Raw genomic sequence first — 25,935 nt, 5'->3', positions numbered from 1 at the left:
ACTAGAAGCAGAGTTTACGCAGTATTAACTCACGGGCTATCTCGACTGCGTAGGCTCTGCTTTTGCATTCGTATAGTAGAGGAGAAAAGCCCGTGAGCCCTTTTAACCGCCGCACTCTCTTTGCCGCCACCGGCATGCTGGGAATGACTGCTGCTGCCACCACCACTCACCAGCCGGCCGCCGTCGCGGCCCCAGCGCAAAAGGCGCTGAGCTTTAATGCCGAGCGTCGCTTCAAGGTCATCCAGTTCAACGACACGCAGGACGACCACCTCACTGACCGCCGGACCATCGAGTTCATGGAGAAGGTTCTGGAGATGGAAGAGCCCGATTTCGCCCTTATTAATGGTGACGTCATCGCGGCCGGGCCGGCCACCAACGAGCAGGTCTACCAGGCCATCAACAACGTGGTCTTACCGATGGAAGAGCGCGGCATCGCGTGGGCGGTGACCTTCGGCAACCACGACGAGGACCCGGCCGAGGAGGTCGAGGCGGTCACCGTGCGGAAGCCGGAAATGACCCGCTTTGTCAGGCAATACCGCCACAACTGCAACGCGCCGGCCACGGGGGAGGGCTATGGCGTCTCGAATACGGTGATTCCTCTCCTGGATGGTGACAAGCCCGCGTTTGCGCTCTGGCTGCTGGACTCGGGCGCGTACCTCGGTGAGGAAGTCGCCGGCCAGCCCGTGGAGGACCTGCCGGGTTACGACTACCTCCGCCCGGCCCAGATCCGTTGGTACGAGGACAATTCCCGGAAGCTGGAGGACCAAGCCGGCGCGATGGTCCCGGGCCTGATGTATTTCCACATTCCGACCTACGAGCACCGCGACATGTGGTTCGGCGGCCCAGACAAGAATTCCCTGATCGATCATGGGAAGGCGAAGCAGCGCCACCAGATTGTCGGTGAGAAGAACGAGGACGTCTACAAAGGCGCGTTCAACTCCGGCATCTACGCCGCGGTGGCCAACCGCGGGGACGTCAAGGGCATCTACTGCGGGCACGACCACATCAATACGTATAAGGGTAACTACTTCGGCGTGGAGCTGGGTTACGCGCCGGGCACCGGGTTTGGCCCCTACGGCCTGCGGGACGGCACGCTGGCCACGCATACACTGCGCGGCGCGCGAGTCTTCGAGCTGAACCTAGATGCCCCGAACATCTACGAATCCACCCGCGTCATCTTCGCCAAGGACCTGGGGTTGGACATGTCCCCGGCGAAGCAACCCCTGGATGCGTCGAAGGCTTTACCCGATTACGTCAGTGCCGGCGAGGAAGAGGGTTCGAGCAGCCTAAACTCTAGCAGTCTGAGCTCAGGCAGCTCGTGGTAGGCGGCGTCCTTGCACTCGGGGGTCCCGAGTGCCAGAATGGTGCTTAGCACTTGCAGAAGGCGAGTGCTAGAAATCTTGGTTTGCATGGTTGAGGTTGGTCTAACACTCGCCAATCATGCCGTCGCGGGCGTCCATGCAAGCACCGACGTGAGTGTCGTCCCATCTAATAAACGAGGAGCACAAACACCATGGCAAAGATTATCGCCTTCGATGAAGAGGCCCGCCGCGGCCTGGAAAGCGGCCTGAATACCCTGGCCGACGCCGTCAAGGTCACCCTGGGCCCGAAGGGCCGCAACGTTGTGTTGGAGAAGTCCTGGGGCGCTCCGACCATTACCAACGATGGCGTTTCCATCGCACGCGAGATTGAGCTGGAAGATGCTTACGAAAAGATCGGTGCCGAGCTGGTCAAGGAAGTGGCGAAGAAGACTGACGACGTTGCCGGTGACGGCACCACCACCGCTACCGTCCTGGCCCAGGCTCTGGTTCGCGAGGGCCTGCGCAACGTCGCGGCTGGCTCCAACCCGATGGGCATCAAGCGCGGCATCGAGTCCGCCACCAAGGCCGTCGTGGACTCGCTGCTGTCTTCGGCCAAGGAGGTCGAGACCCAGGAGCAGATCGCTACCACCGCTGGCATCTCCGCTGCGGACCCAGCTATCGGTGAGAAGATCGCCGAGGCCATGTACACCGTGGGCAACGGCCAGGTGAACAAGGACTCCGTCATCACGGTGGAAGAGTCCAACACCTTCGGTGTGGATCTCGAGGTCACCGAGGGCATGCGTTTCGACAAGGGCTACATCTCCGGCTACTTCGCTACCGACATGGAGCGCCAGGAGGCCGTCCTGGAGGACCCGTACATCCTGCTGGTCTCCTCCAAGATCTCCAACATCAAGGACTTGGTCCCGCTGCTGGAGAAGGTCATGCAGGCCGGCAAGCCGCTGCTGATCATCGCCGAGGACGTCGAGGGCGAAGCCCTGTCTACCCTGGTGGTCAACAAGATCCGCGGCACCTTCAAGTCTGTGGCCGTCAAGGCCCCGGGCTTCGGCGATCGCCGCAAGGCCACCCTGCAGGATATGGCTATCCTGACCGGTGGTCAGGTCATCTCCGAGGAGGTCGGTCTGTCCCTGGAGACCGCCGACCTGCCGCTGCTGGGCCAGGCCCGCAAGGTCGTTGTCACCAAGGACGACACCACCATCGTCCAGGGCGCCGGCGCCCAGGAGCAGATCGACGGCCGCATCAAGCAGATCCGCGCCGAGATCGAGAATTCCGATTCCGACTACGACCGCGAGAAGCTGCAGGAGCGCCTGGCCAAGCTGTCCGGCGGCGTGGCCGTCCTGAAGGTCGGTGCCGCCACCGAGGTCGAGCTCAAGGAGCGCAAGCACCGCATCGAGGACGCTGTCCGCAACGCGAAGGCAGCCGTCGAGGAGGGTATCGTCGCCGGCGGTGGCGTGGCCCTGCTGCAGGCGGCTTCCGCCCTGGACAGCTTGTCCGACCTGACCGGCGACGAGGCCACCGGCGTCAAGATCGTCCGTGAGGCCCTGTCCGCTCCGCTGAAGCAGATCGCCTACAACGCCGGCCTGGAGCCGGGCGTGGTGGCCGACAAGGTTGCTTCCCTGCCGGCTGGCGAGGGCCTGGACGCCTCCACCGGCGAGTACGTCAACCTGATGGAGAAGGGCATCAACGACCCGGTAAAGGTCACCCGCTCTGCCCTGCAGAACGCGGCCTCCATCGCGGGCCTGTTCCTGACCACCGAGGCCGTCGTGGCTGACAAGCCGCAGCCGGCCGGTGCGGGCGACGCCGCAGCTGCTGCCGATGCCATGGGTGGCATGGGCGGCTTCTAAGTCCACCATCAGCCCATAAAGCTAAGGTCGCCTCCCCAATGGGGAGGCGACCTTTTGCTGTATGTAGCTTGCTCTAAAGGCGTCACAGTGGGCGTTTAAGAGTTGTTCAGGCTAAAGGTTTTAACCGCTGGAAAGTTGGAAATCTGAGCCGCGTATTACCCCTGGAATAGGGTAGGTGCCTAAAAAATTGACCCTAGAAGCTTTGGAGGTTGGTCGATTTTATCGCGACGAAACAAATGTTTGTTACGTGACAAAGTGTTAATGACAAAAATATCCGGAATTCTACGGCAAAACCGCAGGAAAGACGGGGGTAGCACACCTGAACCGCCTGTGTATTAAGTGTCAAGTGTGGTGTGAGTTTTTGGTGTGGAATAAATTATGGAGACATACTCCGGTTGACGTTCGGAAATATTGTGGCAAAATTACTTCGTGTGACGCCCGCAGGGTGTCTGCAAAACCGCAAACCCTCTCCGGCGTAAGTCGGAACTAGATTAGGAGTTCAATATGGATCTCTCTCTCATCCAGACTCACATCGACAACTTCGTTGATACCTGGGAAGGCTGGGGCAAGGTCTTCGGTAACGTCGAAGGCATCTTCAGCGGCCTGGCCCGCCTGGTCAACTTCCTGGGCCAGGACGATCTGGGTAGCTCTGACTTCTTCCCGAAGACCGACGCTCTAATCGACGCTAACGAGAAGGCTGCCGAGGCTGCTGCTTAAAGTAATTCCATCGGTTAGTGGCACAGACGGCCGCTAACCACGGGCTTTAAGCCCACCCACAATCTATTTCGACTCACTAAGGAGAAAAATCATGGAGCACACTTTCGAAAACGAGGGTTTCCAGACTTTCGCTGAGGGCTCTTCCGCCTTCGCTGCCGACCTGGTCCGCGTTACCGACTGGATGGAGCCGCTGGTCAACTTCGGCAAGGGCCTGTCCCAGCTGATCGGCATGTTCGTCTAAGAACAATGCTCTAACTGCTTGAAGCGGTTGGATTGAGACCCCATCTTCGGATGGGGTCTTTTTTGATTTTTTGCGCAAAGTGGATGTCTAGATCGGCGCACCAGAATGGGGTGGGGAGGTTACACTTAATACATGGCTGAACACAAAGACGACGAACTTCCCGAGATTGACTTGGCGCAGACCGACGGCTACGTCGTCGACGACTCTGACGAGGACGACCCGGCACTGCTTATGCCGGACGGCTCGCCGGTCCAGACCTGGCGGGAAAATTACCCTTATGAAGAGCGCATGACGCGCGATGAATACGAGTCTACTAAGCGCGCGCTCCAGATCGAGCTGCTGAAGTGGCAGAACTGGACCAAGGAAACGGGCCAGCGCCACATTATCCTTTTCGAGGGCCGCGACGCCGCGGGCAAGGGCGGTACCATTAAGCGCTTCAACGAGCACCTCAACCCGCGTGGTGCGCGGACGGTGGCTTTGGAGAAGCCGTCCCCGCGCGAGTCGACCTCCTGGTACTTCCAGCGCTATATCCAGCACTTCCCGGCCGGCGGGGAAATCGTCTTCTTCGACCGTTCCTGGTACAACCGCTCCGGCGTCGAGCGTGTCATGGGCTTTTGCACCGAGTCGCAGCACGCGGAGTTCCTCCGCGAGGTGCCGATGTTGGAGAACATGATTCTGGGCTCCGGCATCTCCCTGACCAAGCTGTGGTTTTCCGTGACCCGGAAAGAACAGCGCACCCGCTTTGCTATCCGCCAGATCGATCCAGTGCGCCAGTGGAAGCTCTCGCCGATGGACCTGGCCTCCCTGGACAAGTGGGATGACTACACCCGCGCCAAGGAGGAGCAGTTCCGCTACACGGATACGGACGAGTCGCCGTGGATCACCATCAAGTCGAATGACAAAAAGCGCGCCCGCATCAACGCCATGCGCTACGTTTTGTCCAAGTTCGAGTACACGAACAAGGATCACTCCGTCGTGGGCGAGGTAGACGAGAACATCGTTAAGCGCGGCCGAGACCAGATTGGGGACTAGCAGAAGTTTCCTCAGGGTTAATCTCGTCGTCACCCTGCGGTGGTGGGGGTAGGGAAGAGTTATTGGGGTGAATTACTCTTCCCGTTTTTTCGTCAGCTTGCTGTGTACCGCGGCCCTTGCTGCGCCGGTGGCGCACGCGCAGCCGTCTCTGTCTTCTACTTCGTCTCTATCCTCTTTGTCCTCGTTGTCGTCGGGTTCGTCGTTGAGTTCGTCGTCTAGTTTTTCTTCTGTTTCTGACTCTGCGGCTGACTCGGGGGACCGGGTCCTCTGGTCGGAGGGCTTCGACGAGGTCGCCAACCCCGCGAAGTTCACGCACAACGTGCCGGAGGGCTGGTCGGTGGCTACTTCCGGGGTCAGCTCCGGGGAGGCGCGCTGGAACGGGTGGGCGCTGTCCACCATCCGGGACTGGACCTGGGTGGCCGGGACGGACATGCGGCACTGGTTCACGCAGGCGCACGGCAACGTCGCCATTGTGGATAACAAGCAGCAGCGCCTCAATGAGACCGACTCCATGACCACGGCGCTGCGTAGCCCGGAGATCCCCGTCGACGGGGAGACCGTGAACCTGGAATTCGATCACCACTACCGGCAGGGTTCCCCGGAGCAGTCGGCGGCGGTGCGCGTGGCCTTCGATGGCGGCGAGGCGCGCGAGGTCGCGGTCTTTTCCGAGGACGTCTTCTCCAAGCACGAGAGCCTGGAGCTCGACGTGCCGGCGGGGGCTAAAACCATGCAGGTGGAATTCGTCTACCGCAACGGTAACGATGACTGGTGGTGGGCGCTGGACAACGTTCAGATCACGCGCCCGCTCGGGCAGGCGGGCACGCCGGAGGCAGTCGTGGACGTGCTCTCCGACGTGCAGGGAGACCCGGAGGATTACCAGGACGCGGTGCGCCAGCTCAACGGCATGGAGGACAAGGCGGACGCGCTGGTGCTCAACGGGGACTTGGTCGATGACGGCTCGAAGGCGCAGTGGGATGAGTTCCTCGCCGCGCACCGGGCACAGCCGCATGATTCCGGCACGGAGCTGTGGACCATCGGCAACCATGAGATGTACGGGCCCGAAGGCTCGGAGACCTACCTGCAGCGCTTCCTAGAGCACTCGGGCCAGGACAAGCCCTGGGCGGAGGTCATGGCCGGCGGGGTGCCGCTGATCTCAATCAACACGGAGTACTACTCCGATATCGACCGCGGCGGCAAGGAGCCCTTCCAGCGCCTGTCAGTCGAGCAGCTGGGCTGGCTGGAGTCCCGCCTGGCCTACTGGGAAGACAGGGGAGTGACCCCGCTGGTGTTTACCCACCCGCTGCTGCCGCAGACGGTGTCGATGTCGCACTCGGCGTGGTACCAAAACGACTTCGAGGACCTAGAAGCGCTCAGTGAGGTGCTCGCCCGGCACCCGAAGATCGTGGCCTTTACCAGCCACTCGCACTCCTCGCTGCGCCAGAACAACTGGTGGGGCACCTACCGCTACAAAGACGCCGCCTTCCCGGTGGTCAACACCGGGGCGATCCTGAACGAATTCCTGCCCGACGGCGACCACGACGAGAAAATCCTGAAGGGGAAGGACGAGGCATCGTCCGGCCTGCGGGTGAAGGTCTACCCGGACCGGGTGCGCGTGGAAGCCTGGGATTTCCAGGTCGGAAAGATGCTGAAGTACCAGGACTTCCCGCGCTAGGCGATCGGCTCGATGGGGTTACCCTGCCAGACCGAGTCGCTCGGCACGGCATCGCCGCGCATGACCAGGGAGCCGGGCGCGACGGTCGCGCCGGGTCCGATGGTGGCGGCCGGAAGGGCGACCGAGTGGGCGGCCAGGGTGGCCCCGTCGGAGACGGTGACGGTATCCAGGCTCATCACGCGGTCTTGGAAAAGGTGGGTCTGGACCACCGTACCGGGGCCTACGGAAGCGCCGCGGCCGACCACGCACAGGTCCGTCTCCGGGAACCAGTAGGTCTCAATCCAGGCGCCGCGGCCGATCTTGACTCCCAGCGCACGCAGTGCCAGGTTGATTTCGCCCGCGCCGGTGGTGTGGTTGAAAAACCAGGGCGCGGCGACGACCTCCACGAAGGTGTCCTGCAGCTCGTTGAGCCAGACGAACGCCGACCACAGCGGGTGATCTGCGGCGCGGTGTTTGCCGACGCAGACCCACTTGGCCACCCAGGCAATCGCCACCGCGACCGCGCCCGCCGCCATGAGGACGAGGCCGCTCAGCGCGATCGCCGCGCCCAGGTTGGCGGCCTTGAGCAGCCACAGCAGGGGAGCCAGCACGCCGGCGGCCAGCATGGCCGAGGCCATTGGGGCCAGCAGGCGGAGGGTCTCCACCAGCCCGCGGGCCACCTTCACGCCCAGGCCCGGGCGGTAGGTGCGGGACTCGCCGCTGCTGCCTTCCACGTGGGCCTCCACACGGCGCATGCGCTCCGGCGGGGAGCCCCACCAGTTGGCGCCGGCCTTGGACTTCTTTGGGGTCGAGGAGAGCACGGCCACCAAGGAGTTCTTGGACAGCTTGCGGCCCGGGCCCGTCACGCCCGAGTTGCCCAGGAAGGAGCGCTTGCCCACCTTGGACACGCCGGTGAGCATCCAGCCGCCGTCGAGCTCGTAGCCGCCCAGCAGGGTGTCGTCGGCCAGGAACGCGCCGTCCTTGACCTCCGCGAACTTGGGCACCATCACGGCGGTGGAGACCTCCACGTCGGAACCGATCTTGGCGCCCAGGCTGCGCAGCCAGGCCGGGGTCAGCTGTCCCGCGTAGAGCGGGAAGAGGTTGGTGCGCGCGTCGTCCATCAGGCGGGTGATGGTCCACGTGCGCCAGCCGGCCGCTGAGCGCACCGGGTTCGTGCCGGGCTTGAGCCCCAGCGAGAACAGCCGCACGCCCGCCCAGGTCAGCGCTAGGTGGACCGCGAAGGCCACCAGTCCGCCCAGCGGTGCGAAAAGCATGGCGCCGACTGCGGGGTTGCCCGGGCCGTTCACCAGCCAGACCACCAGCGCGGCGCCGGCCGCCATAGCGACGATTGGCAGCAGCGACAGCACCACTGAGGTCAGCCCGTAGACCGGCACCCAGCCGGAGCGCCGCGCCGGTGGGTGGTCGGGGAAGCGGTGCTTGGAGCGACCGACCTTGCGCGCCGGGGAGCCGGACCAGCGCTGGCCCGCCTTGACCTTCTTGGCCCCGGTAACGGTAGAGCCGGTCTCCACGTGGGCATAAGCGCCGATGACCGCGCCGGGCAGCAGGGTCGAGCGCGCGCCGATGCGAGCACCCTCCTTGATGTCGATGGCCCCGACGTGGACGATGTCCCCGTCCACCCAGTAGCCGGACAGGTCCACGCCCGGCTCGATGGCGGCGTGCTTGCCCACCGTCAGCAGCCCGGTCACGGGCGGCAGCGTGTGCAGGTCCACGGACTTGCCGATCTTTACCCCCAGCAGGCGGGCGTAGTTGTTGACCCAGGTAGCGCCGGCGATACCGCGGGATCCGGAGGCGTCCGCCCAGCGCTCCGCGGCCCAGATGCGCAGGTGCACCGAGCCGCCGCGCGGGTAGTCGCCCGGGGAGATCCCGGCCGTGAGCGCGCGGGCGCCCAAAGCACCGATGGGGATGCGCCCCAGCGGGGTCGCGAAGACGACCAGCAGGACGGCCACCAGCCACCAGCTGGTGTGCGCGGCGAAATCGACGCCGGCCGCCGCGGCCAGGTTCGAGCCCAGCAGCAGCCAGGCGATCCAGGTCATGCCGGATAGCGTCATGGCTACCACGTTGGTGAGGGTCTGGGCCACGCGGGTCGCGGCCCCCACCGGGGCCACCGAGCGCGGCTCGTGGGTTGCCGGGCGCGGCTCGGCGCCGGCGAGGTGCTCGGCCAGCGAGCCCAGCCGCGGGTGATCGTAGAGGTCGCGCACGGCCACGGTGGGGTAGCGCTCGCGGATTCGGCCGACCAGGGTCGCTGCGGCCAGGGAGGTCCCTCCCAGGGAGAAGAAGTCTGCGTTTTCGTCCTCGACGGACACGCCCAGCACGTCGACCCACAGCTGGGCCAGCCAGGCCTCGGTGGCGGTCAGGCCGGCGCTGTCCACGCCCACGCCGGGCAGCGGCCAGGGCAGGGCCTTCTTGTCCACCTTGCCGGAGGTGCGCACGGGCAGCTCGTCCATAACGCAGATGCGCGGCACGAGCGCCGCCGGCATGGTCTCGGCTAGTCGCTCGTGCGCCTGGCGCTCGTCGAAGCCGCGGTCCGGCTCTTCCAGGCTCACGTAGCCCACCAGCACGGACTCGCCACCGGGGGTCTTTTGCACGGCGACGGCGGAGTTGTAGACGTTGTCCAGGGCGGCAACGTTCGCCTCGACCTCGCCGAGCTCGATGCGTCGGCCGCCGATCTTGACCTGGTCGTCCACGCGGCCCACGAAGTAGAGGCCGTCTTCTTCCAGCCGCACGTGGTCGCCGGTGCGGTAGGCGCGCTGCCAGCCGAGGGACTCTAGCGGCGCGTATTTCTCCGCGTCCTTGACCAGGTCCAGGTAGGACGCCAGGCCGACGCCGCCGATAACCAGCTCGCCGACCTCGCCGTAAGAAACCGGGTTGCCGGAGCCGTCGATGACGGCCAGGTCCCAGCCGTTGAGCGGCAGGCCGATGGAGACGGGCTGGCCGGGCTTGAGCTGCGCGGCGCAGGCGACCACGGTGGCCTCGGTGGGGCCGTAGGTATTCCACATCTCGCGGTCCTCGGTCGCCAGGCGCTCGACCAGCTCCTGCGAGCAGGCTTCGCCGCCCACGATGAGCAGGCGCACGTGATCCAGCGCCTCCGCGGGCCAGAGGCCGGCCAGGGTCGGGACGGTAGAGACGACGGTGATGTCGCGGCGGATGAGCCAGGGGCCCAGATCCATGCCGGAGCGCACCAGCGAGCGCGGGGCCGGCACCAGGCAGGCGCCGTGACCCCAGGCCAGCCACATCTCCTCGCAGGAGGCGTCGAAGGCCACGGACAGGCCCGCCAGCACGCGGTCGTCCGGACCGAGCGGGTTGTCGGTCAAAAAGAGCGCGGCTTCCGCGTCCACGAAGGCCGCCGCGGATCGGTTGCTTACCGCGACGCCCTTGGGCTTGCCGGTCGAGCCGGAGGTGAAGATGATCCAGGCGTTATCTCCCGGCTGCGGCTCCTCCAGCGGAGCGGGATCGCGCCGTCGCAGGGCGCGGAAGCCGGCGTCGGTGAACAGGCCGTCGATATCGGCCTCGCCGAAAACCATCTCGGCGCGCTCGTCCGGGTCGTCCGCGTCCACCGGCACGTAGGCCGCGCCGACCGCCAGGGTGGACACGATGGCCAGGTAGAGATCGCGGCGGCCTGAGGTCATGCGGATGCCAATGCGGTCGCCGCGACGGATGCCCTGGGAGGCCAGCTCAGCGGCCCAGGCGCGGGCGCTGTCGATGAGTTCGGCGTAGGTCATCACCTCGCCGTCGTCGATTGCCGCTGCCTCTGGGAAGAGTTCAGCGGTGGTGCACAGCACGTCCCAGAGAGTCCGCGGGCGCGGGGCTAGGGCACTGGCTAGGTAGTGCTGTGGGACCATTTACGCTTCTTCCTCATCCGCGGCAATGATCGACTTGGCCAGCTTGCGCAGGTGCTTGAGCTGCTTGTTGGTGGAAGAGTCCAGGGCCTCTTCCTCGGCGGAGTCGACCAGCTGGGCCAGATCCTTTTGGGCCTTGGACCCCTTCTTGGTCGAGGCCACGATCTGGCGGCGGCGGTCCTGCGGGTCGCGCTCGCGCTTGGCCCAGCCGCGCTTTTCCAGCGAGTCCAGGAGGCGGACCATATCCGAGGCATCGATAGCCAAAAGCTCGGACAGGGAGGACTGGGAGGTGGCAGAAGAATCCACCAAGCAGGTCAGCACCCAGTACTCGCGCAGGGTGGTCTGCTTGGTGGACAAGGCGGCCTCAACGCCGTCGCGGGTGCGGCGGCGGAGGCGCTCCAGCTGGAAAGACGGGGATTCTAGCAATTCGGTGGGTATTGAGTTCATTCCACCATAGTAACGCCCCTAAGGTCGAAAACCTAAATGATTGGCGGAAGCCAACGATTTAGGCCATCTCGCGACCGCTGGCCTTCCAGTTGTCGGTCCCGCCGACGACGTTGACGGTGTCGAGACCAAAATTCTGCTCCAGGTAGGCGGCCACTTGCAGGCTGCGCCCGCCGGAATGGCAGATGACGTAGACGGGCTTATCACTATCCAGCTCGCCCACGCGGTCGATGATTTCGCCCATCGGGATGTGGGTGGCGCCAGCGGCGTGCTCGGTGGCCCACTCGCTGTCTTCGCGCACGTCGATGAGCTGGGCGCCCGCGGGGACCTCAGTTGGGTTAACGTTACGCATAATAAGGACTAGCCCTGGTAGCGCTCGATGGCGGCGGCGTGGATCTTCTCCGCTTCTTCCTTGTTGCCCCAGCCGGAACCGGTGACCTCCTTGTTGGGCTCCAAGTCCTTGTAGCGGGTGAAGAAGTGCTCGATCTCGTCCTTGATGTGCTGCTCGACGTCGTCGATGTCCTGGTAGCGCTCCCAGCGCGGGTCATCGACCACGGCCAGCAGCTTGTCGTCGCCGCCGGCTTCATCGGTCATCTTGAACACGCCGACGATGCGGGCTTCCACGATGACGCCCGGGAATACCGGCTCGGGCAGGAGAACCAGAGCGTCGAGCGGGTCGCCGTCCTCGCCCAGGGTGTGGTCGATGAAACCGTAGTCCGCCGGGTAGGCCATCGGGGTGAACAGGTAGCGATCCAAGTAGATCTTGCCGGTCTCGTGGTCCACCTCGTACTTGTTGCGGGAGCCCTTCGGGATCTCGATGGTTACTTCAACGCTCACGTTGTACCTCCATGAAAAGAAATGCAGATTGGCAGTAATGATTCTAGTGAACATCCTAGCGCGCGCCCGGGGTAGGGTATTAGGCGATGAAGGCAAAACATGTGTGGTGGACCCTGGCTGCGGTGGTCACCGCCGCGGCAGTGGGTACGACCGCGGCGGTGGGTATCACGGTCCAGCAGGCCTACAGCGACTTAGACCACGGCGAGGCGTATGCCGTCTCCGCCCCTGGAGACGCGCTCACCCCGGCCACCCCGGGTGACATCGACGCTGCCGCGCTCGTGGGCGAAATCGAGGCCCTAGGCAAGGAGGACCTGGCCAATTACGGCGCGCAGATCATCGACACCACGGACGGGGCGGTGCTGTGGGAAAAGGACGCGGGCAAAGCCCTCGTCCCCGCCTCCACCACTAAGGTGCTGACCACGGCCGCGGCCACGCTGGCCCTGGACGAGAACGAGCGGCTGCACACCGACATCGTCCGCGACGGCGACGACGTCATCATTAAGTCCGCCGGCGACGTGTGGATGACACACGAGCAGTTGGACCGCGCGGCGGAAGAAATCGGAAGTGCTTCCCGCGTGCTGATCGACAACTCCGTCTGGTCCGGCCCCGACCAGGCCACCGGCTGGGACCCGGCGAACGTGGACGAGGGCTACGTCGCCCCCATGCAGCCGTCCATGATTAACGGCGGCCGCTTGGGTGCCACCGAAGGCGACGTCCCGCGCAGCCACCAGCCGGCCCGCGACGTCGCCCAGCAGCTGGCCGATCGCCTGGGCGCGGAGGCCGGCGAGGGCACTGCCCCGGAGGGCGCGCAGATCGCGGCCACCATCGAATCCGAGCCGCTGTCCCTGCGCGCCGAGCAGATGGTTAAGCACTCCGACAACGTCGCGGCCGAGGCTATCGCCCGCGAGCTCGCCCTCCACCAGGGCAAGCCGGCCAGCTTCCAAGGCGCGACCGAGGCCACCTTCGAGGTCCTACACGATGCCGGCTACGACCTGAGCGGGGCGCACCTGGAGGATAACTCTGGCCTTTCTTCGGACAACCGCCTGAACTCCCAGCTGCTGGCCCACCTGGTCGAGCGCGCCGCCGAGGATGCGGACCTGCGCCCGCTGTTGACCTACCTGCCGGTCGCCGGCGGGGAGGGCACCCTTTACGAACGCTACGGCGCCCTGGCGGGCAAGGGCTACGTGCGTGCCAAGACCGGTACGCTCACGGGCACCGCCGCCCTGGCCGGCACCGCCCAGGGCCAGTCCGGCCGCATCTACGCCTTCGCTTTGCTGACCAACGACGGCGAGCTACTGCCCGCCCGCGCCAACCAGGACGCGCTGACCAGCATCCTGGCCAAGTACTAGCCATGGCCGAGCCCTTCTGGCCGCGGAAATCCCCGCACTTTCTGGCCTGCCGCACCGCGGTGCGGCCCTTCGCGGAGGGCTATCCCGCTGTCACCGTCGGGTTGTCGGGCGGGGCGGACTCCTTCGCCCTGACCGCCGCCCTGGCGGCCGAGTACGGAGAGCACAAAGACAGAATCACCGCCGTCTCCGTCGATCACGGCCTGCAGCCCGGCTCGCGGGAGGTATCCGAACGCGCGGTGGAGGCGGCGCGGCAGCTGGGCGTGGCCGGGGAGGTCGTTACCGTCGACGTGCCCGAACCCACCGAGGCCGCCGCCCGGGTCGCGCGGTACCAGGCGCTTGGCACGGAAAGGCCCGTCCTGGTCGCCCACACCGCCGACGACCAGGCGGAAACCCTGCTGCTGGGAGCCCTGCGCGGCAAGGCGACGGGTATGCGAAAGGTGGAAAACAACGTCTGGCGGCCGTTCCTTAGTATCAGGAGAGCCGACACTGCGGGCGCCTGCCGGGAGCTGGGCTATACCCCCTGGCAGGATCCACACAACGCCGATGCCCGCTTCCGCCGCGCGGCTATCCGTACCCAGGTCCTGCCGCTGCTGCGCGACATCATCGGCGGGGATCCCACCCCGGCGCTGGCCCAGGCGGCCGCGGACGTCGCCGCCGACGACGAGCTGCTTAGCCCCGCGCGCCTAACCGACGACTGCGCGGAGCTGGCCGCGCTGACCGAGCCGCAGCGCCGCCGCGCGATTGCCAGCTGGCTGAACGCGCACGGCGTGCCGGTGAGCCGGGCGGCCATCCGGGGCATCGACAAGCTGTGCACCGACTGGCACGGCCAGGGTCCGGTGGCGGTGCAGAGCTTGGAAGTGCTGCGCCGAGGTGGCAAACTGTCACTGGTAGAAGCGAAGAAGAAAGGTCACCCCACCATGACTCTGCACGAGGCCAAGGACTACTCCGTGCCGGATGAGCGGTACGGCTCTGATGTGGAAGCGGTCCTGCTCTCCGAAGACGACATCGCCCGTCGCGTCCAAGAAATGGCCGACAAGGCCTCCGAACACTACCGCGACGCCGAGGACGAGCTGCTGCTGGTCTGCGTGCTCAAGGGCGCGGCCTATTTCCTCACGGACTTCTCCCGGGCACTGTCCATCCCGGCCCAGCTGGAGTTCATGGCGGTTTCCTCCTACGGCAACTCCACCTCGTCTTCCGGCGTGGTGCGCATCCTCAAGGACCTGGACCGGGACATCGCGGACCGCGACGTGCTCATCGTCGAAGACATTATCGACTCCGGCCTGACCCTGTCCTGGCTTATCGGCAACCTGGAAAACCGCAACCCGAAGTCCCTGCAGGTGGTCTCCCTCCTGCGCAAGCCCGAGGTCGTCAAGGCCAAGCTGGATCTGTTTGACGTCGGCTTCGACATCCCCAACGAGTTCGTGGTGGGCTACGGCCTCGACTTCGCCGAGCGCTACCGCGACCTGCCGTTCGTGGGCACCCTGCACCCCAGCGTCTACAGCAACAACTAGACTTATTCTTTGATGAAAAACCAGAAAATCCTCCGCTACGGCGGCATTGCGGCGATCCTGCTCATCGCCCTGTACGCCTTTACCTTCCTGACCGACGACACCCGCGGCTACGAGCCGGCGGATACGTCGATGGCCATCCAGCAGCTGCAGGACGGCAACGTAAAGGAAGCCCAGATCGACGACCGCGAACAGCGGCTGCGCCTGGAACTGAAAAAGCCCATCACGGTCGAGGACCGCGAGGGCGTCGAGCAGATCGTCGCGAAGTACCCGGCCCGGGCCAGCGAGCAGATCTTCAACACGGTCAAGGACACCGACGCCGAGAAGTACGAGACCAACGTGACCCAGGAATCCTTCCTGGGCTCCATGCTTAGCTTCTTGCTGCCCATGCTCCTGCTGTTTGGCCTCCTGTTCTTCTTCATGTCCCGCATGCAGCAGGGCGGGGGAATGTTCGGCATCGGCGGCAACAAGGCCAAAGAGCTCACCAAGGACATGCCGACCAACACCTTCGAGGACGTGGCCGGCGCGGACGAGGCTGTCGACGAGCTCCAAGAAATCCGCGACTTCCTGGAGGATCCGACTCGCTACCACGAGCTGGGTGCGAAGATCCCGCGCGGCGTGCTGCTCTACGGCCCGCCCGGCACCGGTAAGACCCTCCTGGCCCGCGCCGTGGCCGGCGAGGCGGGCGTGCCCTTCTATTCCATCTCCGGCTCGGACTTCGTGGAGATGTTCGTGGGCGTGGGTGCCTCCCGCGTGCGCGACCTGTTCAAGCAGGCGAAGGAGCACAGCCCGTGCATCATCTTCGTCGATGAGATCGACGCCGTCGGCCGCCAGCGCGGCTCCGGCATGGGCGGCGGCCACGACGAGCGCGAGCAGACCCTGAACCAGTTGCTGGTGGAGATGGACGGCTTCGGCGACCGCGAGGGCGTCATCCTCATCGCCGCGACCAACCGCCCGGACATCCTGGACCCGGCGCTGCTGCGCCCGGGCCGCTTCGACCGCCAGATACCGGTCACCGCCCCGGACCTGGCCGGCCGCGAGCAGATCCTGCGTGTGCACTCCAAGAACAAGCCACTGGGCAAGGACGTGGACGTCACCCAGCTGGCCAAGCGCACCGCCGGCATGTCCGGCGCCGACCTGGCCAACGTGCTCAACGAGGCCGCGTTACTGACCGCCCGCATCGGCGGCAACGTGATCACCGCCGACGCCCTCGAGGAGGCCACCGACCGCGTGGTGGGCGGCCCGCGCCGCCAGTCCAAGATCATCTCCGAGCAGGAGAAGAAGGTCACCGCCTACCACGAGGGCGGGCACACCCTGTCCGCGTGGGCGCTCAAGGACATCGAGCGCGTCTACAAGGTCACCATCCTGGCCCGCGGGCGTACCGGCGGCCACGCCATGACCGCCCAGGAAGACGACAAGGGCATGTACACCCGGGACGAGATGTTCGCCCGCCTGGTCTTCGCCATGGGCGGCCGCGCCGCCGAGGAGCTGGTCTTCGGCCACCCGACCACCGGCGCTTCCGCCGATATCGAGCAGGCCACCAAGATCGCGCGCGCCATGATCACCGAATACGGCTTCTCCCCGGAGCTGGGCACCGTGAAATACGGCCAGGAACAGGGCGATCCCTTCGGGGGGCGCCCGGGTGGCACCAGCGAATACTCCGAGCAGGTCGCCGCCAAGATCGACGAGCAGATGCACTACCTGCTCGACCGCGCCCACCAGCAGGCCTACGAGATCCTGGCCGAGCACCGCGACTACCTGGACGCTTTGGCCACCGAGCTGCTGGAGAAGGAAACGCTGCGCCGCCCGGACCTGGAGCGCCTGTTTACCGACATCGTCCCGCGCGAGTCCTACGACGTCTTCCCGGGCGAGAACGTGCGCTTCCCGCAGCAGGCCGGCCGCGAGCCGGTCAAAACCCCGGTGGAGCTGGCCAAGGAGCGCGGCGAGGAGCTGCCCAAGCGCATGACGCTGCTAGACGCCTCCCGCGCGGCCCGCGAGCGCCGGGAGGCCGGCGAGACCCCGTCCGGCGAGTATGGATTCAACTTCGGCGAGCACGCCGGGGACTATGAAAAGGACCGCGACGATGACTAATTCCTTCGACCAGCCGCGCGCCGAGGCGGCTATCCGCGAACTCTTGTTGGCCGTGGGCGAAGACCCAGACCGCGAGGGCCTGCAGGAGACCCCGGCCCGCGTGGCCCGCTCGTACGCGGAGATCTTCGCCGGCCTGCAGGTGGATCCCACCGAGGTGTTGCACAAGACCTTCGCCGAGAACCACGAGGAGCTGGTCCTGGTGCGCGATATCCCGATCTATTCCACCTGCGAGCACCACCTGGTGCCCTTCTACGGCGTGGCCCACATCGGCTATATCCCCGGCAAGGATGGGCATGTCACTGGCCTGTCCAAGCTGGCCCGCCTGGCGGATATGTACGCCAAGCGCCCCCAGGTGCAGGAGCGCCTGACCACCCAAATCGCCGACGCACTGACCGATACCCTGGGAGCGCAGTCGGTTATCGTGGTCATCGAGTGCGAGCACCTGTGCATGGCCATGCGGGGCATCCGCAAGCCGGGCGCGACCACCACGACGTCCGCCGTGCGCGGCGGTTTCAAAACCAACGCGGCCTCACGCGCTGAGGTCATGAGCTTAATCCGGAGCTAACACTATGTCGATTGCAGATCTGTCTACCTCGACCGACCGCACGCTGGTCATGGGGATTGTCAACGTGACCGAGGATTCCTTCTCCGACGGCGGCAAGTGGCTGGCTGTCGACGACGCCGTCGCGCACGCCCACGAGCTCGTGGCCCAGGGCGCGGACATCATCGACGTCGGCGGCGAGTCCACCCGCCCGGGGGCTACCCGCGTGGAGGCTAACGTCGAGCGCGACCGCGTCACCCCGGTGATCAAGGCCCTACACGAAGACGGGATCCTCACCTCCGTGGACACCATGCGCGCCAGCGTGGCGGCCGCCTCCGCCGAGGCCGGAGTGGATCTGCTCAACGACGTCTCCGGCGGTCTGGCCGATCCGGACATGTTCCGCGTGATGGGCGAGACCGACCTGCCCGTGTGCCTGATGCACTGGCGCACCGTCCGCTTCGGCGACGCCGCGGGCGCAGCGGACCACGGCGGCGACGTCGTGCGCGACGTGCACAACGTTCTAGACGAACTGGTCGACAAGGCGCTGCAGGCCGGCGTGAACGAGAACAACATCAGCATCGACCCGGGCCTGGGATTCGCCAAGACCCCGCAGGACAACTGGGCGCTGCTGAAAGCCCTGCCCGAATTCATCGACGGGCCTTACCCGGTGCTCGTCGGCGCTTCCCGGAAGCGTTTCCTGACCGGCATTCGTAAAAACCGCGACCTTCCGGCCGGCCCGACCGAAGCCGATCCCGCCACCGCCGCCGTGACCGCGCTGTCCGCCCAGCTGGGCGCGTGGTGCGTGCGCGTGCACGAGGTGGCCGTCTCCCGCGACGCCGTCGATGTCGCCGCCGCCTGGAAGCTCGGCGCGGATTACCAGGGGAACTAATGGCAGACCGCATTGAGCTCACTGGCCTCGAGTGCTACGGCTACCACGGGGTCTTCGACCACGAGAAGCGAGATGGCCAGAAGTTCCTCGTCGACATCACCTGCTGGTTGAGCTTCAGCCCGAACGACGACCTAGCCGAGACCATCAACTACGCGGAGCTGGCGGATCTCGCCGCCGGGATCGTCGAGGGCGAGCCCTACGATCTCATCGAGACCGTCGCTTCCCGGATTGCCGACGCCGCAATGGAAACCTACGAGCAGCTCTTCGCGGTCGAGGTGACCGTGCACAAGCCGCAGGCACCCATCGAGCGCACCTTCGGTGACGTCGCCGTCGTCGCCCGGCGCTCGAAGAAGACCATTCGGAGGGGCTAATGCGCGCGGTACTATCCATCGGCTCCAACATGGACGACCGAGAAAAACTCTTGGAGACCGTCTTCCGCGAATTCGCGGACCAGACGGTGGCGGCCTCACCCGTCTATTCCACTCCGCCGTGGGGCGTTACCGACCAGGACGAATTCCTCAACGCGGTGCTCATCGTCGACGTGGAGGAGACCCCGATCGAGCTGCTGCGCCGCGGCCAAAAGCTCGAGCAGGCCGCCGACCGCCAGCGCATCCGCCACTGGGGCCCGCGCACCCTGGACGTCGACATCGTCGACATCGACGACTACGTCAGCGACGCCCCCGCGCTGACCGTGCCGCACCCGTACGCCCACGAGCGCGCCTTCGTCCTCGTCCCGTGGCTGGCGGCCGACCCGGACGCGCGCCTGAACGGCGTGCCCGTCCGCGATCTGATCGCGGAACTGGACCCAGCCGAGGTCTCGAAGATCAAGGAACGCTAAGTGAAACGCACCTCCATTGGAACGCTCGTCGGGGTAGGGCTCTTCGTGGCCGCCGCGGCCGCGATCCTGACCGGCCGCTTCTACGGCTCCATGCTGGCCATACCCGCGACGGTGTCTATCACCCTGTGGGTCATGACCGCGCTCTGCCTAGGCCTAGCGTGGAAGGTGCGGCAGGCCAAAAACGACGACGGCATCGGCCTGGACCGCACCCAGCTGAACCCGCTGACGATTGCCCAGTTCATGCTGGTGGCGAAGGCCTCGGCGTGGACCGGGACCATCGTCGGCAACGCGTACGCAGGCATTGCCTGCTACGTCGTCCCGAACGCCGGCCGCCTGGCCGCTGCCTCCGACGATCTGACCGGCGTGTTGGCTTCTGCCCTGGGTGGGCTGGCGATGGCGATCGCGGGAGTGGTTTTGGAGCGATACTGCGAAGTCCCTCCACCCGAAACGGGATCGGACGCGTTAGAGTAGTACCCATGAATAACCAGACCGATCGCGGCCAGATTGGGCTCGCAGTGCTGGTGGTGCTCGCAATTGTTGCCAGCATCGTCATGCTCATTGCCGGTTCCGACGCCGCGCTAAAGATCGCACTTCTCGCCGCTCTGTGGGCCGCTGTGGTCGGGTTCTTCCTTGTCACCCGCTACCGCCGCCTGGCCCAGAAGAGTGAGGGCGAGCTCGCCTACCGCGAGAAGCTCCACCAGGCGGAGCTGGAAAAGGCGCAGACCGCCGAAGAACCGGAGGTCCTCGCCGAGATCCGCGAGCAGCTGAGCACCATCCGCAAGCAGCTGGAGGATCTGTCGGGCCGCGAGTTCGGCTACGAGCCGGCCGCCCTGCGCGCCGAGGCCCGCCGCATCATGGAGCTCGAAGATAACTTCACGCAGACCTCCGCCGGCGCCCCCTCCGAGGACGCCATCGCCGGCCGCCTGGGCAACCAGACGCCGCAGGAGACCCCGCTCGAGGAGATCATTAAGGAAAAGCAGGAAGCCGAGGAGCCAAAGAAGGAAGGCCCCACCTTCCAGACTGACTCCTTCCAGGCCGTGCGCTGGGATACCGGTGGGGATCCGGAAGTGAGCAAGCCGAAGGAAGAAAAGCGCGGCCGCCGCCGCCAGGACGCTCACCGCGAGGGCTCGGTCTCCGTCGCGGAGCTCATGGCCGAGATGAAGAAAAAGAAGTAGCCGTGGACGCACCGCGCATGCGCGTCGGGGTGATCGGTGACTCTGCCCCCGGAAAGCTCTTCGCCGAACGCCTGGCCCAAGCCGGCCACAAGGTCGGCACCGCCGCGGACGCGGAAGCCCTCATTCTGGCGGTGGAGGAAGACCGGCTGCCGGTGGCCATCGACGAAGCGGCAGGTTTCGTTTCCTCCGGAACCATCGTCATGCACACCTGCCTGACCCGGGGCGCGCAGGCCCTCGATGCCCTGGAGACCCGCGGCGCTATCGTCGCCGCTGTCTGCCCGGTCGATGACGAGGCCTGGGCCGTTGATGCCCTGGACGAGCTCGGCGAGACCGTCGCCACCCTCTTGGTCTTCGAGGCGCACGGGAAATACATGCTGCTCGATGATACCGACCGCCCCGGCTTCGTCGCCGGGCTCTACAAGCGGGAGATGCTGCGTGAGATCCTCGCCCGGGAGGGCGGCGGAAACGACTACGTGCCGCTGAGCGCGCAGCAGATAATGGCCGGCTACAACGGGGAACCCGCCTACCTAAGCTATGCCCGCCGGCTAGCAGAATTGCGCGGGGACATAGACCTAGAATTCTGGGGGAACAATGATCGAAACCAGTGAGCTTGCCAAGATCCGCATGGTCGGCAGCGCGTACGCGAAAACCGGCCGGCCCGTCGTGCTGGTGATCCTGGGCGACGGAGTGCACGCCGGCCACCAGGCGCTCATCCGCGCGGCCCGCGCCATCCGCTCGGCCGTCGTGGTCGTTGCGCTGCGGGAAGGCGACGCCCCCGACGCCGACGTGGTCTGGCACTACGATGCCGAGACCCTCTGGCCGCACGGAAAAACCATCACCGTTCCGACCCCCGACCGGGGCCTGGAACCCGTCCAGGACCTAGCGCTGCCGCTGGCGCTCATCGGCGCGCTACGTCCCTCCGACGTCGTGGTCGGGGAGAAGGACTACGAATACAACCTGGCCTTAAACCAGGCCGTGCGCGATCTGCACCTGGGGGTGAGCCTCCACGGCGTGCCCACCGTCCGCACCGCCGAGGGCGTGGCGATGAGCCTGCGCAACACCCGCCTGCCCGCCGAGCACCGCACCGCTGCCACCGCGATCTCCGCCGCGCTGACCGCCGGGGCGCACGCGGCAGAAGCCGGCGCCGAGCACGTCCTCGAGGTCACCGAGTCCGTCCTTCGCTCCGCCGGCGTGGATCCCGACTACGTCGCCGTGCGCGGCAAGGATCTCGGTCCCGCACCCGAGCAGGGCGATGCCCGCCTCCTCGTCGCCGCCACCCTGGGAGGGATCCGGCTTATCGACAACGTCGGCCTGCCGCTGGGCGTGGGCTTCAAAAACTGGGACGAGTACCAGTCAGAGCAGCTCCGCGATGAAGCCGAGCTGCTCCGGTCCGACGTCCGCGGGCAGTAGCGGCACCTCCACGGTCGGCAGGCCCAGGCTTTTTAAGGCCTCGTCCTCGACCCGCCGGCGGGCATCCATAAAGCTGCCCTGCCCTTTCGGCGAGCGTCGGTTAACAATCACGCCGCCGATGGTCATGCCGCTGTTCCGGAGCTGGGAGTAGAACTGCTTGGTCTCTAGCACCGGCAGCCGCTCGGGAGTCAGAACCAGGTAAAAATCGGAGTCCTGCTGCAGCGTTTCCCGCAGCCACACGAAGCGCTCCCGCCGGCGCCACAGGATGCTTCGAATCTCCTGGTTGCGCTTGTCCACCTTGTCGGTGTCTCCACCCAGCCCGCGCACCAGCGAGGTGAACCGGTCCGAGCGGTCCCGCCGCTCCAGCAGCCCGTCGGTCCACGCCTGCATGATTTCTGGCAGCTCCACCAGGCGGGCGGTGTGGCCGCTGGGGGCGGTGTCGAAGATGATGCGCTCGTATCCGCTATCGACCAGGTCCGCCATCCGCTCCAGCAGCGCGGATTCGTGCGTGCCGGGCGACTGCCGCGCCAGGTCCAGGTGGTGGTCGACCTGCGAGTGCAGCCGCTGCGGCATCATCTTCTGCATGGTTGACCGGACCTCGGTCAGGTGCTTTTCCGTGACCTCGGCCGGGTCAATCTCCACGACGTCGAGGCGGTCGGCGACTGCCGTGGGGGTATCATTCAGCGAGACATCCCAGAGGTGGCCCAGGTTGTGTGCCGGATCCGTGGAGACCAGCAGCGTCGAATACTGCTGCGCGGCCTTCCACGCCGCGGCGGCCGCCAGCGTGGTCTTGCCAACGCCGCCCTTGCCGCCGAAAAACGTCACGGGCTTTAGCAGCATGAGATTCCCTCCAGCGGGGAACGGTCCATCCCCATGCGCCGGTGCCAGTCGTGGAACTCGTCGTAGACGACCGGCAACAGCTCCAGCGTGTAGTAGGACGCTGGGTTGGGCACTCCGAGCGCCTCTGACAGCACCAGCAGCAGGAACAGGTCATCCTCTTCCTGCCGCGCCTTCGCGAAGGTCGCGCGGTAGGGGCCGGCGTAGAAATCCTGGAGCAGTTGCCGCAGGCTCATTGGACCGGCTCCGGCTGCCGCCGCGCCTGCTTGAGGGAAGCGAGCGCCTCGACGGTGACCCACAGCGCGGCGATGAGGATGATAATGTCCATGACCAGTAGCAGCCAGTTCTGCTCCTGCCAGAAGGCGCCGAGCTGAATGATGAGCGCCCATACGGACATGACCATGAGGAAGGCGAAGGGGATGAGCACCGGCAGCGTGGGGCGGCGCAGGTAGGTCAGGATGACCGCCAGGACGGCCAGGGTCAGGCCCGCCATCAGCTGGTTGGTGGTGCCGAACAGCGGCCAGATGGTCATGCCGCCCGAGCCGTCGGTGCCCTGGGAGAAGGTCAGCGCGAAGGCGACACCGACCGCAATCAAGGTTGCGACGAGCGCACCGATCTTCACCCCGACGACCTCGCCGATTTCCTGGACCACCAGGCGCTGTAGGCGGATGCCCGAGTCCATGGTGGTGGCGGCGAAGAGCACCGCCATGGTCGCGAGAATGGTCCCCGACAGCGAGGTCGGGATACCCAGGCCCTCGTTCATCAGCGAGCCACCGCCGGCGACGAAGGCGTCCACGCCCCCGGCGTTAAATTCGTGGTAGATCTCTTCCCAGTCCCGGAGGGCCTTGAAGCCGGCCGTGGTCGCGATAATCGTGCCCAGGGACAGCAGGCCTTCGCCGACGGCGCCGAAATATCCGACGAAGCGGGCGTCGGTTTCCTTGTCCAGCTGCTTCGAGGAGGTGCCCGAGGCCACCACGCCGTGGAATCCGGAGATGGCGCCGCAGGCGATGGTGACGAACAGCAGCGGGAAGATGGGTGGGGTGCCGTCTGGGACGGCATCGTTAAGCGCGGGGGCGACGATGTCCGGGGCGGTGACCAAGAAGGCGCCGTAGAGGATGCCCAGGCCGATGAAGAGCTGCAGGCCGTTGATGTAATCGCGCGGCTGGAGCAGCACCCAGACGGGAAGGAGGGAAGCCGCGAAAGCGTAGATGAACAGCGCGATGATCCAGACGCCGTTGGCCGGAATTCCGAGCACGGTCTCCGGGAGCACCACCGGCACGCGGTCGCCGATAATCATCAGCGCGTAGAGGGCCACGACGCCGACGATGGAGACCACCGGCAGGTTCCAGTTAAAACGGTAGATGGCCTGGCCGATGAGCAACGCCACGACGATGGCGCCCCAGGTTGGGATGACCGCGGTCGGGGTGGAGACCAGCAGGTTGGAGATGACCACCGCGAAGGCGGTGTTGACCATCAGCAGGAGGAGGAAGATTACGACTAGGAAGAGGTTGCGCCCGCGGGAGCCGATGTAGCGGCCCGAGAGCGTACCGATGGACTGGCCGTTGTGGCGCTGCGATGCCCACAGCGCGCCGAGGTCGTGCATTCCGGCCATGAGGACGGTGCCGATGGTCACCCACAGGAACGCGGGTAGCCAGCCCCAGATGACGGCTACGGCCGGGCCGATGATGGGGGCTGCGCCGGCGACGGAGGTGAAGTGGTGCCCCCACAGGACGTACTTGTTGGTGGGGACGTAATCCACGCCGTCGCGCATGGTGTGCGCGGGGGTGGCGTAGTCGGGGGAGAGTCGGAAAATTCGGTTTCCTAGGAAGCGGGAATAGAGAAAGTACCCGGCGGCCATCATGGCGATGCCGATGGCAGCGAGGATGAGTGAGTTCATGGTATCCTCCGTCGAAGTGTGCAATGAATCACTATTGTGGCACGAATGTTTCGTGGAGGGGCCAGTTTTCTGAAATGGGGGAGGTGGCTTTGGCGTGCGCGCGGTCGCGCCGGGCGTGCTGCGCCTGAGCCATAGTCCGCATCCAATTGACGTTTTTCGCGGACAGCGGGCCTTACGGGGAGGTGGACTCCCAGGTGCCGTCGTTAGACAGCCACACCACGGCGCCGGTGCACGGGTCGAGGATATAGGTCACGCGGCCGTCGGTTTTGATGTTGTGGTGGTGCTGGCAGAGGTTGACCAGGTAGCTGACGAGTGATGCCCAATTCCTGACCTACGGTTCGTCCTGACGGAGTCTTTCCTGTCTGCGTCAAGATGTCCATCGCTGTCGCTAGCACCCGTCCGCGGGTACCTTTTCCACGACTCTGTCGAAGTGGGTTTGCGGCTTGAAGCTTTTTGCGCTCTGTCCGCTCATATTCGCCGTGTGGGTCGTTTTTCCAGCGCTCTGCGGCTTTCTTACCGCCTCTGCGCCCCATGGTGGCTAGTGCTTTGCGTTCGCTGCTGGTAGCTTTTCCTGGCGCGCTAGAACCACTGTAAACCTCGCTCTTGGACTGAAGCGTCCTGGGTTTAGTTCCGCTTCTTTTACGGCCCTGTGTTGATGGGCTGGGTGAGATAGTACTCGGTTTCGACTTCCTGTGGGGTGGCGTAGTCCAAAGCTGAATGAAGCCGCTTGGTGTTCCACCAATGCACCCACCGCAAGGTGGCCAATTCGACTTCCCCCACCGATGTCCACGGATCTTGGGCATGAATCAGTTGGGGTTGCCCGCAAAGCGTGGACACGTAATTAAGCGGCTTTGGTGTTGGCCGCGGTTGTTGGGGTCTTTCCTTCGGTGATCTGACTCTCGAAGCTAACGGGTGAGATCATTCCGATGGCCGAGTGCCGGAGCCGCCGGTTGTAGACCACCTCAATCCAGTGGGCCACCGCCTTGCGCGCCTGGTTCCTTGTGGCCCACGATTTCCGTTCATAGAACTCGGTCTTAAGCGTGGACCAAAACGACTCGCTCATCGCGTTATCAAAGCACACCCCGGTACGGCCCACCGATTGAGCAATCCCCAGTTCCTGGCAGACCTGCCACATCTGCGTACTGGTGAACTGGCACCCACGGTCAGCATGGAACACCAGCCCGTCGGGCACCTCACCACGCAGTGTGTGAGCCATCCGCAGAGCACGCTCCACCAAGTTTGTTGCCTGGACAGAATCCACCGCCCAGCCCAACACCCGGCGAGAATGCCCATCACGGATAACGCACAGATACAACCAGCCTTCACGGGTGCGCAGATAGGTAATATCCGATAGCCATACCCGGTTAAGCTCACCAGCATCGGTCAAGTCCGAGAAAGTGGTGTATCTGTCCTTCCTGAATCAGTGGGCTAGAGCTGTGCTGGTGTCAGGGACCGGCA

23 protein-coding genes and 4 pseudogenes are annotated in these 25,935 nt (G+C 65.4%); 18 read left to right on the top strand and 9 right to left on the bottom strand.

Going from position 1 to position 25,935, the window contains the following annotated elements; all coding sequences use genetic code 11:
* Positions 1-92 precede the first annotated feature (92 nt).
* The 6 genes from QQS52_RS03345 (at position 93) to QQS52_RS03320 (ending at position 6,825) form a co-directional block, all read left to right on the top strand.
* Complete coding sequence (locus tag QQS52_RS03345) at positions 93-1,325, top strand: metallophosphoesterase family protein (protein WP_472772567.1); 1,233 nt, start codon at positions 93-95, stop codon at positions 1,323-1,325.
* A gap of 188 nt (positions 1,326-1,513) precedes the next feature.
* A complete protein-coding gene (gene groL, locus QQS52_RS03340; protein WP_070768681.1) occupies positions 1,514-3,163 on the top strand; it encodes a chaperonin GroEL in 1,650 nt (549 codons plus the stop codon).
* 504 nt (positions 3,164-3,667) lie between these two features.
* Entirely contained in the window at positions 3,668-3,880 is a 213-nt protein-coding gene (locus QQS52_RS03335) for a hypothetical protein (protein WP_472772566.1), read from the top strand.
* 91 nt (positions 3,881-3,971) lie between these two features.
* Positions 3,972-4,121, top strand: coding sequence for a hypothetical protein (locus QQS52_RS03330; protein WP_472772565.1), 150 nt, complete (start codon positions 3,972-3,974; stop codon positions 4,119-4,121).
* Positions 4,122-4,253: 132 nt separating this feature from the next.
* Positions 4,254-5,153, top strand: coding sequence for a polyphosphate kinase 2 (gene ppk2, locus QQS52_RS03325; RefSeq protein WP_472772564.1), 900 nt, complete (start codon positions 4,254-4,256; stop codon positions 5,151-5,153).
* Positions 5,154-5,355: 202 nt separating this feature from the next.
* On the top strand, positions 5,356-6,825 hold the full coding sequence (locus QQS52_RS03320) for a metallophosphoesterase family protein (RefSeq protein WP_472772563.1): 1,470 nt from the start codon (positions 5,356-5,358) through the stop codon (positions 6,823-6,825).
* On the opposite strand, the gene QQS52_RS03315 is transcribed toward QQS52_RS03320, so the two are convergent.
* Genes QQS52_RS03315 through QQS52_RS03300 form a run of 4 tightly spaced genes read right to left on the bottom strand, consistent with a single transcriptional unit; the run spans position 6,822 to position 11,942 of the window.
* Positions 6,822-10,664 (bottom strand): Pls/PosA family non-ribosomal peptide synthetase, encoded by a 3,843-nt coding sequence (locus QQS52_RS03315; RefSeq protein WP_472772562.1) that lies wholly within the window; start codon positions 10,662-10,664, stop codon positions 6,822-6,824. The two genes, QQS52_RS03320 and QQS52_RS03315, sit on opposite strands and share 4 nt — an antisense overlap.
* A complete protein-coding gene (locus QQS52_RS03310; protein WP_296203317.1) occupies positions 10,665-11,108 on the bottom strand; it encodes a MarR family winged helix-turn-helix transcriptional regulator in 444 nt (147 codons plus the stop codon).
* Between the two features lie 58 nt (positions 11,109-11,166).
* Positions 11,167-11,457, bottom strand: coding sequence for a rhodanese-like domain-containing protein (locus QQS52_RS03305; RefSeq protein WP_290223330.1), 291 nt, complete (start codon positions 11,455-11,457; stop codon positions 11,167-11,169).
* A gap of 8 nt (positions 11,458-11,465) precedes the next feature.
* A complete protein-coding gene (locus QQS52_RS03300) occupies positions 11,466-11,942 on the bottom strand; it encodes an inorganic diphosphatase (RefSeq protein ID WP_070768674.1) in 477 nt (158 codons plus the stop codon).
* 86 nt (positions 11,943-12,028) lie between these two features.
* On the opposite strand from QQS52_RS03300, the gene dacB reads away from it, so the two are divergent.
* The 12 genes and pseudogenes from dacB (at position 12,029) to QQS52_RS03240 (ending at position 21,743) form a co-directional block, all read left to right on the top strand.
* Positions 12,029-13,291, top strand: coding sequence for a D-alanyl-D-alanine carboxypeptidase/D-alanyl-D-alanine endopeptidase (gene dacB, locus QQS52_RS03295; protein WP_472772561.1), 1,263 nt, complete (start codon positions 12,029-12,031; stop codon positions 13,289-13,291).
* A gap of 2 nt (positions 13,292-13,293) precedes the next feature.
* Positions 13,294-14,172 (top strand): annotated as a pseudogene (gene tilS, locus QQS52_RS03290) (tRNA lysidine(34) synthetase TilS); the annotation flags it as partial.
* 42 nt (positions 14,173-14,214) lie between these two features.
* Positions 14,215-14,802 carry a hypoxanthine phosphoribosyltransferase gene (gene hpt / locus QQS52_RS03285; RefSeq protein WP_472772703.1) on the top strand — a complete coding sequence of 196 codons (588 nt, stop codon included), beginning with the start codon at positions 14,215-14,217 and terminating at the stop codon, positions 14,800-14,802.
* 12 nt (positions 14,803-14,814) lie between these two features.
* A pseudogene (ftsH, locus tag QQS52_RS03280) lies at positions 14,815-16,809 on the top strand (ATP-dependent zinc metalloprotease FtsH); the annotation flags it as partial.
* Positions 16,810-16,882: 73 nt separating this feature from the next.
* Positions 16,883-17,455: a GTP cyclohydrolase I FolE gene (gene folE, locus QQS52_RS03275; RefSeq protein ID WP_472772560.1), complete on the top strand. Its 573-nt coding sequence runs from the start codon at positions 16,883-16,885 to the stop codon at positions 17,453-17,455.
* Between the two features lie 4 nt (positions 17,456-17,459).
* Complete coding sequence (gene folP / locus QQS52_RS03270) at positions 17,460-18,320, top strand: dihydropteroate synthase (protein ID WP_472772559.1); 861 nt, start codon at positions 17,460-17,462, stop codon at positions 18,318-18,320.
* The gene (gene folB, locus QQS52_RS03265; RefSeq protein ID WP_070768670.1) at positions 18,320-18,691 is read left to right on the top strand and encodes a dihydroneopterin aldolase; all 372 of its coding nucleotides are present in this window, start codon (positions 18,320-18,322) and stop codon (positions 18,689-18,691) included. The genes folP and folB overlap by 1 nt, the downstream gene beginning before the upstream one ends.
* The gene (folK, locus tag QQS52_RS03260) at positions 18,691-19,158 is read left to right on the top strand and encodes a 2-amino-4-hydroxy-6-hydroxymethyldihydropteridine diphosphokinase (protein WP_472772558.1); all 468 of its coding nucleotides are present in this window, start codon (positions 18,691-18,693) and stop codon (positions 19,156-19,158) included. The genes folB and folK overlap by 1 nt, the downstream gene beginning before the upstream one ends.
* Positions 19,159-19,629, top strand: coding sequence for a DUF3180 domain-containing protein (locus QQS52_RS03255; RefSeq protein ID WP_472772557.1), 471 nt, complete (start codon positions 19,159-19,161; stop codon positions 19,627-19,629). It abuts the gene before it with no gap.
* A gap of 5 nt (positions 19,630-19,634) precedes the next feature.
* The gene (locus QQS52_RS03250) at positions 19,635-20,333 is read left to right on the top strand and encodes a DUF6779 domain-containing protein (RefSeq protein WP_472772556.1); all 699 of its coding nucleotides are present in this window, start codon (positions 19,635-19,637) and stop codon (positions 20,331-20,333) included.
* 2 nt (positions 20,334-20,335) lie between these two features.
* Positions 20,336-20,941 carry a Rossmann-fold NAD(P)-binding domain-containing protein gene (locus QQS52_RS03245; RefSeq protein ID WP_472772555.1) on the top strand — a complete coding sequence of 202 codons (606 nt, stop codon included), beginning with the start codon at positions 20,336-20,338 and terminating at the stop codon, positions 20,939-20,941.
* Entirely contained in the window at positions 20,925-21,743 is an 819-nt protein-coding gene (locus QQS52_RS03240) for a pantoate--beta-alanine ligase (protein WP_472772554.1), read from the top strand. Before QQS52_RS03245 ends, QQS52_RS03240 begins: the two co-directional genes overlap by 17 nt.
* Here QQS52_RS03240 and QQS52_RS03235 read toward each other — a convergent pair.
* The 5 genes and pseudogenes from QQS52_RS03235 to QQS52_RS03215 form a co-directional block, all read right to left on the bottom strand.
* Positions 21,687-22,583: an ArsA family ATPase gene (locus tag QQS52_RS03235; RefSeq protein WP_472772553.1), complete on the bottom strand. Its 897-nt coding sequence runs from the start codon at positions 22,581-22,583 to the stop codon at positions 21,687-21,689. The genes QQS52_RS03240 and QQS52_RS03235 overlap by 57 nt on opposite strands.
* Positions 22,574-22,816, bottom strand: a complete 243-nt coding sequence (locus QQS52_RS03230) for a cory-CC-star protein (protein WP_070768664.1) — start codon at positions 22,814-22,816, stop codon at positions 22,574-22,576. The genes QQS52_RS03235 and QQS52_RS03230 overlap by 10 nt, the downstream gene beginning before the upstream one ends.
* Positions 22,813-24,477, bottom strand: coding sequence for a carbon starvation CstA family protein (locus QQS52_RS03225; RefSeq protein WP_472772552.1), 1,665 nt, complete (start codon positions 24,475-24,477; stop codon positions 22,813-22,815). Before QQS52_RS03225 ends, QQS52_RS03230 begins: the two co-directional genes overlap by 4 nt.
* A gap of 639 nt (positions 24,478-25,116) precedes the next feature.
* A pseudogene (locus tag QQS52_RS03220) lies at positions 25,117-25,290 on the bottom strand (integrase core domain-containing protein); the annotation flags it as partial.
* A gap of 28 nt (positions 25,291-25,318) precedes the next feature.
* Positions 25,319-25,858: pseudogene (locus QQS52_RS03215) on the bottom strand (IS3 family transposase); the annotation flags it as partial.
* Positions 25,859-25,935: the final 77 nt, after the last annotated feature.

The organism is Corynebacterium sp. 1103A, from assembly GCF_055700955.1.
The sequence above is the reverse complement of the archived record's forward strand: the minus strand, read 5'-3'. Positions and strand labels throughout refer to the sequence as shown.